Genomic DNA, 13045 nt, shown 5'->3' with positions numbered 1-13045 from the left:
GCATCAAACCCGCGGTTGGATTCCATTTTCAGTTATGGGTAATATCTTGACTGAAATATAAGATGTATCTATAGTACATCTTATATTTCTGGCGGCGGTATGCTGCAGAATAGATAGTGCGGTCGGATTCGGCAGGCAATGTCAGAAATGCTCCCAATAGGGGATGAAACAGGTCAAATCGCTGACCGTGCTTGAGCGGCGTGGCCTTTATCTCAAGGAGGTCAATCCATGGAAACAGGTAAGGATGTAACGGGGGTAAATCAAGGCATTGCCGGTCACGGCTCGTTTTTCCAGGACGCGGGTTTATCCAGTGCGGATGCCGAGAAGGCCACCGAGTGGGTACGCAAGCACGTCGACAAGCGCACCGTTGATCTGGGCGAGCGCATGGACGACATTCGCGATCACATGTGGGAGCTGGAGAAGGATGGCCAGATCATCGTGCATCGCATTACCGACGCACACAAGCCCATCGACGTCCAGACCCTGTTCGGATGGAACAAGCGCATTCCCACCATCCAGCTCTGGCACCACAAATCCTGCGGGCAGTGCGGCAATATCCCCGGCTATCCGACTTCCCTGATGTGGTTCATGAACAAGTTCGGTTTTGAGCCGGGCAGGGACTACCTCGACGAAACCGACCAGACTTCATGCACCGCATGGAATTACCACGGCTCCGGCATCGGCAACGTCGAATCGCTGGCTGCGGTGTTCCTGCGCAACTTTCACCAGGCCTATATCTCTGGCAAACAGCATGGTTTCGAGGCGGGCCATTTCTTCCCGCTGGTGCATTGCGGCACCTCCTTCGGCAACTACAAGGAAATCCGCAAGTACCTGGTGGAATCTGCCGAACTGCGCGGGCGCGTTACCAAGATACTCGGCAAGCTGGGACGTCTGGTAGACGGCAAGCTGGTGATCCCGGAAGAGATCATTCACTACTCCGAATGGCTGCACGTGATGCGCAACCGCGTTGCCTCCGAGCTGCAGACCGTCGATGTGTCGAATATCCGCGTCACCATGCACCCGGCTTGCCACTATTACAAGATGGTGCATGAAGATGCCATCTATGACCCAACCATCCTGGGCGGCAACCGCACCGCCGTGGGCAGTTCCGTGGCGCTGGCCCTGGGTGCGCAGCTGATCGACTACTCCACCTGGTACGACTGCTGCGGCTTCGGTTTCCGTCACATTATCTCCGAGCGGGAATTTGTCCGTTCCTTCACCATGGATCGCAAGATTCGTGTGGTGCGCGAAGAAGCCAATGCGGACGTGCTGATCGGGATTGATACCGGTTGCATCACCACCATGGACAAGAACCAGTGGATCGGCAAGGCGCACGACAACAACTTTTCGGTGCCGGTCATGGCTGATATTCAGTTCGCGGCGCTGGCTTGCGGTGCGGACCCATTAAAAATCGTGCAGTTGCAATGGCATGCTTCTCCCTGCGAAGAACTGGTGGAGAAAATGGGCATATCCTGGACCGAAGCCAAAAAGACATTCGAGGCCTACCTCAAGGAAGTCGAGGCGGGCAACATCGAATATCTCTACAACCCGGAACTTGCGCTGGGTACTGCGCCGAGGCTGAAGAGTTAAACAGGGAAATGATAGGCGTCCCGGCTTGGCGTAAACCTGGGAAAAGCAGTTGAAGCCACAGGAGCACGGAGGAAACAGGCTTCGCAAGGATGGGTGACTTGTCGCCCGGCCCGCATGCTTTTTTCAGGATAAATGCCAGCTTGACCAAACTAATTGAGAAGGATAAACATGCTTCCGAACTTGCAGATTCTTGATGGGCAACCCCATCTTTTCGATGCCCGCGGTGTCGCCAAGCGCTTCCGCCATGCGGCTATATTCGGCGCCCTGGATGCCTTGCACCCGGGGGAGACCATGCAATTCGTCAATGATCACGATCCATTGCCGTTAATCGACCAAATGCACCAGCGCTATGGTGGGACGGTCGAAGTGAAATATGTCGAACGCCAACCCGGCAACATCGTCATCCGTTTCACGCGTCGTTAGGGGGCAGGTGCAGCCGCGCTCAGCTGCGCTCCGCTCTTTCGGCAGCCTACACGGCAGCGCAGATTGAGCTTTTTCAGCAGGTGCTTGATGTGGACCTTGACCGTGCCTTCGGTAAGCCCGGCTTCCTGCGGCGTGCTGGGACGTGCCTCTTGCCGCAGGGGGCGTGCAATGCGGCGATCAGATCGTCCTGGCGATCCGATTTAAAATCCTGGATGCCTGGATGCCTGGATGCCTGGATTTATGGTGGTGTCCTCAATATTTTTCCGGATCCGGTTTGACGGGTTTGCTGATGATGATGCGCTTGGCTGTTCTTTCCTGGTCCGGGTACAGGGGATGTGCCTGATCCAGGTTCAGCGTTTCGGCCAGTTCTTTTTCCCTGATTGAGATCAGTTCGAAACAGTGGCGGATGTCCTCTACGGTCTGATCCGACAGGCAACTAGGCATGTTGGCGCGCGGTGTGGCGTCCTTGACGACATTCGCCAGCGTCTTGCGCATGACGCGGAGGATGCGTCGCTCCATTGAGGGCTCCTTGAGTTCGTCGCTCATCATCCATGCCTTTCCGGAGTGATCAAATTACACCCCAACAGAGTTGTATAAGGGTGGTTGCCCAGTGCAGGCTCAGGTGTTTGCCATGCGCTCGTAATAACGTGCGCGGTAGAGCAGGCGCCGTTGCGTTTCATTGTCACTGAAACCGCTGCGGTCATGCAGCACGTTGTTGCAGACCAGGCCCATGCCGGACTCCAACCGGGCGCGGAAGATATAGGACAGGTCGCTCGCCAGCAGCTGTTCCAGGAAGGCCACGGCGGCCAGGGTGGCCGGAGACGGATTCCATTCGATACTGCGGGTGCGAGCGGTGTAGCGCATGTGGAGTTGGCCGCTGTCCAACACGGAAAACACCGGGCCGGTTTCAGCGGGCCGCGCCACACCGTTCTCGTCCATGCGCGCCGGAATGGTCATGGCATCGGGCGCCATGAGCGCGCGGATGTGCTCGGGGCTCGCATCGCGCATCAGCAGGTAGGCGATTTCGTGGTCGAGCAGGGTATTCTCCCCGCCGCTGACGGCAGGCGTTACGCAGTGCAGCATCAGCCCCAGGATGCGCCGTTCCGGGGGGTTGTAGTAACCGTCCGTGTGCCAGCGGATGGGGCGGTCGGTATAGGGAATGAAGTCGCCGCGTTGGCCGCCGCCTGCGGCGACGGTGAGAGAGGTGATGGCATCCTCGTCCGCCAGCAGGTTGTGGTCCAGTTGTTTCAGGCCGAATTGCAGCCCCAACATGCGCGGGATGTCCTTGCCCGGCGTGGCGCCGCAGTGGCTGGCGTAGATGGCCAGGTTGGTCTTGCGGCAACGTATCAGGATCGCGTCATGCTCCGCCGGGGTGAGCGCACGCGGGTCGCCTACCTCCACCACCATGTCTTCGGCGCGCCTGGGGTAATTGCTCAGCTTGGCTTCGCGCCAGGCCTGATAAGCGGCGTCGGCGTCCAGATGGAAAGGGCTGCGTGTGCTTGTCATGCGGGCAGGGGAACGCCTGATGTTTGCGGAAACAGGCCATCCACCGCTTTCTTGACGGTTGCTACCATCTCTGGCGCTTCCAGTTCCATGATCTGGTCGATCACCCAGGGCTGGTCGCGGCCTTCCATGATGTCGCGGATGCAGTTGCCCAGGTAGCGCAGCGCTGAAAAACTGGGTTGCTCCGGCGGAAAATCGAAGCTGGCGTAATCCTGGCCGCGCCGGTTGACCAGGTTGATGAAGTCGGCCTGGTAGGGGTGGCCGTGGTCGTTCATCACCTCGTGGATATTTTCTTCCAGGATTTCCGCCAGGCGCTTTGCCAGGGCCTGCACCAGGACTTGCCGTTCAGCGTCCGCGATGCGGCGGTACACCATGCGGTCGGCGAGATGCAGCATGAAGGCTGCCAGTTCCGCCAGCAGGGTAAAGCCGCGTTGGGGAGTGATGATGTCGTAATCGGACTTGGAAAGGTCGATGACCGTTTTGTCTGCCAGCTTCCATATGGTAAGTGCGATCACACCGGCCTGTTGCTCCGGTCCCTTGGGGCCGTCCTCCTGCTTGAACCAGATGGTTTTAACGCGGATAGCCATTTTGGTTTAATCCTCCTTGATGGTTGGGCGCGACGGATCGGTGATCCATTCGCTCCAGGAGCCGGGGTAGAGCCGGGCGCCGGACAATCCGGCAATCTCCATGGCCAGCAGGTTGTGGCAGGCGCTGACACCGGATCCGCACATATGAATGCTGCGCTGCGGCGGGGTCGCGCCCAGCGCCTCCAGATAGGCGGCGCGCAACGCGTCGGCGCCGAGTAAAGTGCCGTCCAGGTCCAGGTTGTCCTCGAACGGCCGGTTCATCGCGCCGGGGATATGGCCGGCCACTTTGTCGAGGGGTTCCACGAAGCCGATGAAACGCTCCTCCGGGCGGGCATCGAGCACTGCTTCGCCGCGGCGGATGGCGGCGCTCACCTCGGCGGCGTCTGCGCACAGATCGGCATTGGGCCGGGCTTCGAAGCGTGCTGGCACGATCGTCGGCGCATCTGCCGTGAGCAGACGCTTTTCCCGCTGCCATTTGTGCAAGCCGCCGTCCAGCAGGCCCACGTTTTCATGCCCCAGCCAGCGCAGCAACCACCACAGTCTCACCGCCATGGAGCCGAAGCTGTCGTCGTACACCACGACCTGGACGTCCTGGCTTACTCCCCAGCGGCCGAGTTTTTCACCCAGTATGGCGGGATCGGGCAGCGGGTGGCGGCCGCTGGCGGGCAGAACCGGCGCGGACAGGTCGGCGTCCAGGTGGGCATAGCGGGCGCCCGGGATGTGCGCGGTGGTGTAGGCTTGGCGTCCGGCTTCGGGCCGGGTCAGGGTAAAGCGGCAGTCGAACAGGATCCAGTCCGGGTCGTCGAGACGCCGAGCGAGTTGTTCGGTGCTGACCAGCGTGGCGGACCTCATGGCCGCAGGGCGGGATGGTAACGGAATCGGTCGGCCATGTTCATATTGGGCGCTATCAGTAGCCGCCTTTCCCGAACGGCTTGGTCAGGCCGGCTACCCGCGCCGCCTGGCGGGCAGGCTGGTTGGGAAACAGGGTGTACAGATGCTTTTTCCAGTCCGGACCGGGATGGTTTTCCTCGAGATCCTTGACCATGTTGCGGAAATTCGGCGTATGGCCGTCCTCACGGAATTTCTCGCGCAGGTAACGCACCACGAACCAGTGTTCGTCGGTCAGGTCGATATTTTCCGCGCCGGCGATGACGGGCACGATTTCATCGTCATAAACCGGTTCCAGCAGGAATTTTTCATCATCGACTTCCAGTTCCTGGCCGTTGTAGGTGTAGCTCATTTTTTCCTCCTGTCGTTAACGGATTGGCGATTAAACCGAGCCTATTGCGCCGACGGCGGCAATGGATTTATGCGGGATAAAGATGCCGCACCCGAGCTTGCGGTGCGCTCCCAGACCCTGCTGCTGCATATGGATGGCATGTTTCAATGGCAGGTTGTGCAGCAGCAGGCTATAGCCGGAAACGGTATCGCGGCCGTCAAAAACCTGCTGGCGTCTGCCGCAAATGAAACGGCTGTCAATGCCCATCTGGCTCAGCATGCGCATGATGTCGAGCGTGAATTCTTTTTCATCTGTGCTGCCGGTGACCACGCAATGGGCATACAAGGGCGTGTACCTGCTCAGCGGCTTGATCTTGCAGGCGCCAATGACCAGTTCCTGTTGCTCCAGGTGGATGGTGCGCCCGTTAAGTTTTGTTAATTCATCCAGACGGCCGGCCGGGCAGCGCACCACCAGTTTGGTACGCCGGTTCAGCATCAGTTCGCCGGCGCCGCTGTCGGCGCCATGCACAGGATGAATGCCCAGCAAGGGCTCATCCTCGATCCAGGGCAACCAGCGCAGCAGTTCCCGAAACAGCAGATAGCCGTGATCCGCCGGTATGTGCGGGCCGCGCAATTCCAGATGCGCATCGGACATCGCGGCGATGCCGATTTCCGACATCTCCGCGTGATCGTCGTTGAGCCAGCCTATTTTCCTTCTCCTGCTTTGACCTGCCCGGACTGGGCAAGGGTGTCCGCCCATTCCAGCATGGCCAACCCCCACGCCCTGGCGGTGGGTTCGTCTATATCGAAAATGGTAAAACGTTTCTGCTCGCGAATCCTTACCCGCAGCGTCACGTAATCGGCCTGGTGCAGTACGTGCTGAAGCTCGATTTGCTGCCGGTAGGGCGAGGCCAGCAATGTATGCAGCGTTCTGATTTCAATCGCGTCCAATTTTTGTCCCCAATGAGCGTGGAGCAGGAAAGCCGCATTTCTTAAAGGCACCTGGGCTACCCGGGCTCGACAGGATTGTAATCGGCCTCATTGCTTCATCCTGAGCAAAGTCTCTCATTGTCGCCAGCACAAGAAACTAGCCCAAAAGGGGGGGGTGCACTACCCGAATGGTTAGGTGTGTACTACCAATCAAGTTTATGGAATTGGCGTTTTTGAAGGAGGAACATACATGAACTTTCAGTGACATTGCGCCGAGTATCAGTTTCCGGCGACCGCATCAGCGGTCATGGACTACGTGGCCTTTGAGCACGGCAGGAAGGGTCAGGTTAACGACTAGTGCAGTCTGGTTGAATAGATTGATCGGTTGATCATAAGTTCAACCATGGAATTTGGACAAACCGGCAACTACTTACTGGTGGAATGAAGGGAGTGGCTATGACCAAGAAGATGTACGACACGCCGATGCTTGACCAACTCGAGAGCGGACCGTGGCCCAGCTTTGTAACCGGGCTGAAGCGTCTGGCCAAGGACAACGACATGATGGTTGACCTGATGGGTCAGCTGGAAACCTCCTACCAGACCAGGAAAGGTTACTGGAAGGGCGGTACCGTGGGTGTGTTCGGCTACGGTGGTGGTGTGATCCCGCGTTTTAGCGAGTTGAAGGACGATCAAGGAAAGCCCATCTATCCAGCTGCCGCTGAATTTCACACCCTGCGTATCCAGCCGCCGGCCGGCATGCACTACAACACCGAGATCCTGCGCAAGCTCTGCGATCTGTGGGAAAAACATGGTTCCGGGCTGATTGCCCTGCATGGCCAAAGCGGCGACATTATGTTCCAGGGTGTCTCCACTGCAAACGTCCAGCCCGCCTTCGACGAGCTGAACGAAATGGGCTTCGACATGGGCGGCGCCGGTCCTGCCCTGCGCACCTCCATGTCCTGTGTGGGTGCAGCCCGTTGTGAAATGTCCAACTTCGACGAGGCAAAAGCATTGCGGACCATCATCAATGACAATATTGATGACATGCATCGTCCCGCGTTGCCGTATAAATTCAAATTCAAATTCTCGGGCTGCGGCAATGATTGCGTGAACGCCATTCAGCGTTCCGACATGGCGGTAATCGGTACCTGGCGCGACAGCATCCGTGTCAACGAGGCGCTGGCCAAGGATTACATGGCCAAACACGGCATGGAAAAACTGGTTAACGACGTGATCAGCCGTTGTCCGACCAAGGCCTTGTCCCTGAAAAATACCGCCAACGTTTCCCGGGCCGACGGTATCTCCAGCGTGGCCGTCACCGACACCCAGTCCCTGCAAATCGACAACCACAATTGCGTGCGCTGCATGCATTGCCTGAACGTCATGCCGGGTGCGCTGCTTCCCGGCACCGATAAAGGTGTGAGCATCCTGGTGGGCGGCAAGAGCGTGCTGAAGATCGGCGCCACCATGGGCACGATGGTGGTTCCGTTCATGAAGCTGGAATCCGATGAAGACTTTGAAGCGCTGGCCACTCTGTCGCGCAGCATTATCGACTTCTTTGCCGAAAACGCGCTGGAGCATGAACGCACCGGCGAGATGATCGATCGCATCGGCCTGGTCAACTTCCTGGAAGGCGTCGGTATTGATATTGACGCGAACATGGTTCTGGAGCCGCGCAGCAATCCCTATGTACGCACGGATGGCTGGGACGAAGAAGTCGAGAAGGCGGCAGAACACAAGAGAAAAATTGCCGGTTAATGCCGCTTCATTAAGCGCTGAACAAGTTTTCTATCTGGAGATAAGAAATTATGGCTGAAATGCGTTCACCCATTGAGAGCGGCGTTCCGGATCCGATGCCCTACATGCACCCGGTCATGGTCAAAAACTATGGCAAGTGGGCTTACCATGATCATCCGAAACCCGGTGTCCTGCGCCACCGCGCTGAAAGCGGCGATGAAATCTGGACAGTCAAGGCGGGCACCCAGCGCCAGATGGATGTCTACACCATCCGCACGTTGTGTGACATTGCCGACCAATTCGCCGACGGACACGTACGCTTTACCGCGCGCAGCAACATCGAATACATGGTTGCCGACGAGAGCAAAGTGGAACCCCTGATCAAGGCGCTGAATGATCATGGTTTTCCGATCGGCGGTACCGCCAACTCGGTTTCCATGATTGCCCACACCCAGGGTTTCCTGCACTGCGACATCCCCGGCACCGATGCTTCCGGCGTGGTAAAGGCATTGATGGACGAACTCTACGACGAGTTCATCAAATGCGAGATGCCCAACCGGGTCAAGATGTCCACCTCCTGCTGCGAGATCAACTGCGGCGGCCAGGCCGACATCGCGATTATCATGCAGCACACCAAGCCGCCCAAGATCAACCATGATCTGGTTGCGAACGTGTGCGAGCGCCCTACCGTGGTGGCGCGTTGCCCGGTGGCGGCGATTCGTCCGGCGCTGGTGAACGGCAAACCTTCCCTGGAAGTGGACGAGAAAAAATGTGTTTGCTGCGGCGCCTGCTACCCTCCCTGCCCACCGATGCAGATCAACGATCCGGAGCATTCCAAGATTGCGATCTGGGTCGGCGGCAAGAACTCCAACGCGCGTTCTCGCCCCACTTTCCACAAGCTGGTGGCTTCCGGCTTGCCCAACAACGCGCCGCGCTGGCCGGAAGTGGCCGCTGTGGTCAAGAACATTCTGTCCGTGTACAAGGCGGATGCGCAGCCCTGGGAGCGTATGGCGGACTGGATCGAGCGCATCGGCTGGCCGCGCTTCTTTGAGAAAACCGGTCTGCCTTTCACCAAGTACCACATTGACGATTGGCGTGGCTCGCGGTCGACGCTGAACGCCTCTGCGCATATCCGTTTTTAGTTGCTTTTGAGCCGTTCCTGCAGTGCGCAAGGCCGGCTGTGACCGTGCCATAAAAAAGGGATTGAAGGTATGAAATTCGGAATCATGGTCAACGAAGGCCCCTACACCCACCAGGCCACGGATAGCGCATATCAGTTTGCCAAGGCGACATTGGAAAAGGGTCATCAAATCTACCGGGTTTTTTTCTATCACGACGGCGTCAACAATGCCACCCGGCTGACCGAGCCGCCGCAGGATGATCGTAACGTTGTTGCGCGCTGGTCCAAGCTGGCGGAAGAGCACGGCATCGATCTGGTGGTGTGCGTTGCCGCTGCCCTGCGTCGCGGTATCTGCGACGAGAATCTGGCGCCCGGTTTTCGCATTTCCGGTCTGGGTCAACTGGTCGAGGCCGGCATCCAGGCCGATCGGCTGGTGGTATTTGGTGATTGAGCAAGAGGAGGGTGTGATGAACGAGACAACAGGCGGTATCGAGGATGACGAGGGCTCCGGCATCGTAAAGAAATTCATGTTCGTCAACCGCAAGGCGCCTTACGGAACGATTTACGCGCTGGAAGGGCTGGAAGTGGTGCTGATCAGCGCGGCTTTCGATCAGGACGTGAGCATGGCTTTTCTGGATGACGGTGTGTACCAGCTGGTCAAGGGGCAGCATACCAAAGCCCTCGCTGTGAAAAACTTCTCACCCACCTACCGGGCGCTGGAAGGTTACGACATCGAGAAGCTGTATGTGGAACGCGAGTCGCTGGAGATGCGTGGCTTGAACGCGGACGACCTGCTGGTACCGGTGGAAGTGCTGTCCTCTGCCGCAATGGGCGACCTGATGAAAACTCAGGACGTGGTTATTGGTTTTTAAGGGGAAAACGAATGCTGCACATCGTGAACAAATCTCCATTCGAAAACACCACGCTCGCCAGTTGCCTGCGCGTTGTGTGCAAGGGCGGTGGTGGCGCGCTGCTGTTGATCGAAGATGGGGTTTATGCGGCAACAAAAAACAGCGTTGCGGGGAATGCCGTCCACGATGTCATGGGCGACATCCAGGTGTATGCGCTATGGCCTGACGTGGAGGCTCGCGGCATCCAGGACCGGGTGCTGGAAGGCGTGAAAATGGTGGACTATGGCGGTTTCGTCGATTTGGTGGTTGAGCACAGCAACGTGCAATCCTGGTTGTAAACGGATTTTAAATTAGAGAGGTTACATATCATGGCTTTGGAAGTTAACGGCAAGACCTACGAGACCGATGAAGAGGGCTACCTGCTCAACCTGAGCGAATGGGACGAAGATATCGCCAAAGTGCTGGCCGAGGGCGAGAAAGTGGATATGACCGAAAATCACTGGGAAGTGGTCAATTTCCTGCGCGAGTACTACAACGACTACCAGATTGCTCCTGCGGTGCGCGTGCTGACCAAGGCGATCGGCAAGAAGTTGGGCGCGGAGAAGGGCAACAGCAAATACTTGTACGAGCTGTTTCCGTACGGTCCGGCCAAGCAGGCATGCAAGATTGCCGGCCTGCCCAAACCCACCGGCTGCATCTGATCTACGGCGGCTGATGCAGCGTAAAGCGGCAACGGTCTCACGAGGCCGTTGCACTGCAGTTTATTTGAGACCGGAAGGCAAGCGCTAGCATGTCATCGCTCACAATTTTTTTTGCGCTTCTGTTTTATCTGGCGACAGCGCTGCTGGTCAGCGGACTGGCTTATAAGATTTATATCTATAGCCGCACCCCGGCGCCGCTGAAGATTCCCACCATGCCCGCGCCCACTACCACGACCGGCGTTGTGATGCGCATGGGGCGTGAAGTCGTGTTGTTCGAAAGCCTGTTCAAATCCAACAAGTGGATCTGGATTTTCGGCTGGATGTTCCATTTTGGCCTGCTGCTGGTGCTGCTGCGCCACCTGCGTTATTTCACCGAGCCGGTATGGGGCTGGGTGGTGTTGATTCAGCCCTTCGGCAAATACGCCGCATTCGCCATGATCGCAGGCCTGCTTGGCCTGTGGGCGCGGCGCTTTCTGGTGGATCGGGTGCGTTACATTTCCACCCCCTCCGACCACCTGATGCTCGCCCTGCTGGTCGGCATCGGTTTGACCGGCATGGCCATGAGCTTTGTCGTGCATACCAATATCGTCGGGCTCAAGGAGTTCATGCTCGGCCTCATGGTGTTTGACTGGCAACCCCTGCCAGCCGACCCAATCTTGCTGGCGCATCTGTCCCTGGTCGCACTACTCATGATCATTTTTCCCATCAGCAAACTGCTGCATGCACCCGGCATATTTTTCAGCCCAACTCGCAACCAGGCCGACAACTCCAGGGATACGCGCCATGTGGCCTCCTGGGCTGCACGGCTTGAGAAATAAGAACAGGGGATCCAGGTGGCCGCACCCAAATTCGAAGTTCCTGAACTGAAGGGTTACACGGACATTCCGCTGCTGCGCGAAGGTGCGGCAGCGGAGGTCAAATCCTTCCCGGCGAACGCGCAGATACAGGAAGCACTGGGCTTCCCGGGCGAACTGGCGGAAAACTGGCAGGAAACTGCCATCGGCAGGATGGGCGAACTGCTTGGCAAATATCGCTCGCTGCAGGTTTTTATGGATGCGTGCGTGCACTGCGGGGCGTGCACCGACAAGTGCCATTATTATCTCGGCACCAGTGATCCCAAGAACATGCCGGTGGCGCGCCAGGATCTGATGCGCCAGGTTTATCGCCGTTATTTCACCTTTGCCGGGAAATATTTTCCCAAGCTGGTAGGGGCCAAGGATCTGACCAGGGAAGTGCTGGATGACTGGTACCGTTATTACTACCAGTGTTCCGAATGCCGCCGTTGCTCGGTGTACTGCCCCTATGGTATCGATACCGCCGAAATCACCATGGCGGGCCGCGAGATACTGGACTGCGTGGGCATCGGCCAGAAATACACCAACGAGATCCTGGGCAAGGTGCATCGCATCGGCAACAATCTGGGGCTGCCCGGCCCAGCTCTATTGGACACCCTGACAGGCCTGGAAGAAGACATCGAGGAGGATACCGGCTTTGCGGTGAAACTACCCATCGACGTCAAGGGCGCGGAAGTGCTGCTGATCACGCCCTCCGCGGATTTCTTCTCCGAGCCGCACGTGGAAAGCCTGATCGGTTACGCCAAGGTGTTCCATGCTGCCGGAATTAGCTGGACGCTGTCCTCACTTGCCTCCGAGGCCGGCAACTTCGGCATGTTTATCGGCAACTACGAGCAGATGCAAAAGGTGGCGCTACGCATCCGCGAAGCGGCGCTGGAACTGGGTGTCAAACGCATTGTAGTGGGCGAGTGCGGCCATGCCTGGCGCGTCGCCTACAGTTTCTGGAATACGTTGATCGGTGTTGGTCTCGGCGCAGGCGCTGACGACAAATACGGCAGGATGCTGCAACAACAGCTGGATCCCAACTATCCGCAACCCGCGCATATCTGCGAAGTGACTTACGACCTGCTGCAGCAGGGTGCGATCACGATGGACAAGGAAGCCAACGATCACCGCATCATCACTTTCCATGATTCCTGCAACGTGGCGCGGGGCTCGCGCATGGGCGACATGCCGGGCGGGCAGTTCCTTATCCCGCGGGAAATCATCAAGTCGGTAGCCAACCGTTTCCACGACATGGCTCCGGAAACCATACTTGAGGGCACCTTCTGTTGCGGCGGCGGCGGTGGCCTGTTGACCGACGACCTGATGGAACTGCGGGTCAAGGGTGCGCAGCCGCGCATGGATGCATTCAAGGATGTTGTGGACAACCATGGCGTCAACTTCATGGCCACCATCTGTGCGATCTGCAAGGCACAGTTCACCAAGGTGCTCCCGTATTACGGCTTCGACATGAGCATGGTGGGTGGTGTCCATCAATTGGTAAGTACGGCCATTCGGCTGGACGCAAAACAGTAGCTTACGGAATTCA

The 13045-nt window shown here is 57.9% G+C and carries 17 protein-coding genes; 10 read left to right on the top strand and 7 right to left on the bottom strand.

Going from position 1 to position 13045, the window contains the following annotated elements:
- Positions 1–228: 228 nt before the first annotated feature.
- Positions 229–1590, top strand: a complete 1362-nt coding sequence (locus EI185_RS08510) for a heterodisulfide reductase-related iron-sulfur binding cluster (RefSeq protein ID WP_124704717.1) — start codon at positions 229–231, stop codon at positions 1588–1590.
- Positions 1591–1758: 168 nt separating this feature from the next.
- Positions 1759–2013 (top strand): DUF2249 domain-containing protein, encoded by a 255-nt coding sequence (locus EI185_RS08505; RefSeq protein WP_124704716.1) that lies wholly within the window; start codon positions 1759–1761, stop codon positions 2011–2013.
- 252 nt (positions 2014–2265) lie between these two features.
- On the opposite strand, the gene EI185_RS08500 is transcribed toward EI185_RS08505, so the two are convergent.
- The 7 genes from EI185_RS08500 to EI185_RS08470 all read right to left on the bottom strand — a co-directional run bounded on the left by EI185_RS08500 (position 2266) and on the right by EI185_RS08470 (position 6272).
- Entirely contained in the window at positions 2266–2562 is a 297-nt protein-coding gene (locus EI185_RS08500) for a segregation and condensation protein A (RefSeq protein WP_124704715.1), read from the bottom strand.
- Between the two features lie 69 nt (positions 2563–2631).
- Complete coding sequence (locus EI185_RS08495) at positions 2632–3519, bottom strand: TauD/TfdA family dioxygenase (RefSeq protein WP_124704714.1); 888 nt, start codon at positions 3517–3519, stop codon at positions 2632–2634.
- The gene (locus EI185_RS08490) at positions 3516–4103 is read right to left on the bottom strand and encodes a hypothetical protein (protein ID WP_124704713.1); all 588 of its coding nucleotides are present in this window, start codon (positions 4101–4103) and stop codon (positions 3516–3518) included. Before EI185_RS08490 ends, EI185_RS08495 begins: the two co-directional genes overlap by 4 nt.
- A 6-nt stretch (positions 4104–4109) precedes the next feature.
- A complete protein-coding gene (locus tag EI185_RS08485; protein ID WP_124704712.1) occupies positions 4110–4955 on the bottom strand; it encodes a sulfurtransferase in 846 nt (281 codons plus the stop codon).
- A gap of 55 nt (positions 4956–5010) precedes the next feature.
- Complete coding sequence (locus EI185_RS08480; protein WP_124704711.1) at positions 5011–5343, bottom strand: TusE/DsrC/DsvC family sulfur relay protein; 333 nt, start codon at positions 5341–5343, stop codon at positions 5011–5013.
- 30 nt (positions 5344–5373) lie between these two features.
- A complete protein-coding gene (cas6, locus tag EI185_RS08475; RefSeq protein ID WP_189836340.1) occupies positions 5374–6000 on the bottom strand; it encodes a type I-MYXAN CRISPR-associated protein Cas6/Cmx6 in 627 nt (208 codons plus the stop codon).
- Between the two features lie 26 nt (positions 6001–6026).
- Positions 6027–6272, bottom strand: coding sequence for a DUF6967 family protein (locus tag EI185_RS08470; protein ID WP_124704709.1), 246 nt, complete (start codon positions 6270–6272; stop codon positions 6027–6029).
- 435 nt (positions 6273–6707) lie between these two features.
- On the opposite strand from EI185_RS08470, the gene dsrA reads away from it, so the two are divergent.
- The 8 genes from dsrA (at position 6708) to dsrK (ending at position 13032) form a co-directional block, all read left to right on the top strand.
- Complete coding sequence (gene dsrA / locus EI185_RS08465) at positions 6708–8009, top strand: dissimilatory-type sulfite reductase subunit alpha (RefSeq protein ID WP_124704708.1); 1302 nt, start codon at positions 6708–6710, stop codon at positions 8007–8009.
- A gap of 50 nt (positions 8010–8059) precedes the next feature.
- Positions 8060–9130 carry a dissimilatory-type sulfite reductase subunit beta gene (gene dsrB / locus EI185_RS08460; protein WP_124704707.1) on the top strand — a complete coding sequence of 357 codons (1071 nt, stop codon included), beginning with the start codon at positions 8060–8062 and terminating at the stop codon, positions 9128–9130.
- Positions 9131–9199: 69 nt separating this feature from the next.
- Entirely contained in the window at positions 9200–9559 is a 360-nt protein-coding gene (tusD, locus tag EI185_RS08455) for a sulfurtransferase complex subunit TusD (RefSeq protein WP_124704706.1), read from the top strand.
- A gap of 16 nt (positions 9560–9575) precedes the next feature.
- Positions 9576–9980 carry a sulfurtransferase complex subunit TusC gene (gene tusC / locus EI185_RS08450; protein WP_124704705.1) on the top strand — a complete coding sequence of 135 codons (405 nt, stop codon included), beginning with the start codon at positions 9576–9578 and terminating at the stop codon, positions 9978–9980.
- An 11-nt stretch (positions 9981–9991) separates the two neighbouring features.
- Complete coding sequence (gene tusB, locus EI185_RS08445; protein WP_124704704.1) at positions 9992–10297, top strand: sulfurtransferase complex subunit TusB; 306 nt, start codon at positions 9992–9994, stop codon at positions 10295–10297.
- Positions 10298–10327: 30 nt separating this feature from the next.
- Positions 10328–10660, top strand: a complete 333-nt coding sequence (locus tag EI185_RS08440; RefSeq protein WP_124704703.1) for a TusE/DsrC/DsvC family sulfur relay protein — start codon at positions 10328–10330, stop codon at positions 10658–10660.
- An 89-nt stretch (positions 10661–10749) separates the two neighbouring features.
- The gene (locus EI185_RS08435) at positions 10750–11478 is read left to right on the top strand and encodes a respiratory nitrate reductase subunit gamma (RefSeq protein ID WP_124704702.1); all 729 of its coding nucleotides are present in this window, start codon (positions 10750–10752) and stop codon (positions 11476–11478) included.
- A gap of 15 nt (positions 11479–11493) precedes the next feature.
- On the top strand, positions 11494–13032 hold the full coding sequence (gene dsrK / locus EI185_RS08430) for a sulfate reduction electron transfer complex DsrMKJOP subunit DsrK (protein ID WP_124704701.1): 1539 nt from the start codon (positions 11494–11496) through the stop codon (positions 13030–13032).
- Positions 13033–13045: the final 13 nt, after the last annotated feature.

The organism is Sulfuriferula multivorans (genome assembly GCF_003851125.1).
In the GTDB taxonomy this organism is placed as follows: domain Bacteria; phylum Pseudomonadota; class Gammaproteobacteria; order Burkholderiales; family Sulfuriferulaceae; genus Sulfuriferula; species Sulfuriferula multivorans.
Note: the sequence above shows the minus strand (reverse complement) of the source record. Positions and strands in the feature narration are given on the sequence as shown.

Coding starts and splice junctions, on each gene's coding strand:
- EI185_RS08510 (WP_124704717.1), top strand. CDS start 229: ATGGAAACAGGTAAGGATGTAACGGGGGTAAATCAAGGCATTGCCGGT.
- EI185_RS08505 (WP_124704716.1), top strand. CDS start 1,759: ATGCTTCCGAACTTGCAGATTCTTGATGGGCAACCCCATCTTTTCGAT.
- EI185_RS08500 (WP_124704715.1), bottom strand. CDS start 2,562: ATGATGAGCGACGAACTCAAGGAGCCCTCAATGGAGCGACGCATCCTC.
- EI185_RS08495 (WP_124704714.1), bottom strand. CDS start 3,519: ATGACAAGCACACGCAGCCCTTTCCATCTGGACGCCGACGCCGCTTAT.
- EI185_RS08490 (WP_124704713.1), bottom strand. CDS start 4,103: ATGGCTATCCGCGTTAAAACCATCTGGTTCAAGCAGGAGGACGGCCCC.
- EI185_RS08485 (WP_124704712.1), bottom strand. CDS start 4,955: ATGAGGTCCGCCACGCTGGTCAGCACCGAACAACTCGCTCGGCGTCTC.
- EI185_RS08480 (WP_124704711.1), bottom strand. CDS start 5,343: ATGAGCTACACCTACAACGGCCAGGAACTGGAAGTCGATGATGAAAAA.
- cas6 (WP_189836340.1), bottom strand. CDS start 6,000: ATGTCGGAAATCGGCATCGCCGCGATGTCCGATGCGCATCTGGAATTG.
- dsrA (WP_124704708.1), top strand. CDS start 6,708: ATGACCAAGAAGATGTACGACACGCCGATGCTTGACCAACTCGAGAGC.
- dsrB (WP_124704707.1), top strand. CDS start 8,060: ATGGCTGAAATGCGTTCACCCATTGAGAGCGGCGTTCCGGATCCGATG.
- tusD (WP_124704706.1), top strand. CDS start 9,200: ATGAAATTCGGAATCATGGTCAACGAAGGCCCCTACACCCACCAGGCC.
- tusC (WP_124704705.1), top strand. CDS start 9,576: ATGAACGAGACAACAGGCGGTATCGAGGATGACGAGGGCTCCGGCATC.
- tusB (WP_124704704.1), top strand. CDS start 9,992: ATGCTGCACATCGTGAACAAATCTCCATTCGAAAACACCACGCTCGCC.
- EI185_RS08440 (WP_124704703.1), top strand. CDS start 10,328: ATGGCTTTGGAAGTTAACGGCAAGACCTACGAGACCGATGAAGAGGGC.
- EI185_RS08435 (WP_124704702.1), top strand. CDS start 10,750: ATGTCATCGCTCACAATTTTTTTTGCGCTTCTGTTTTATCTGGCGACA.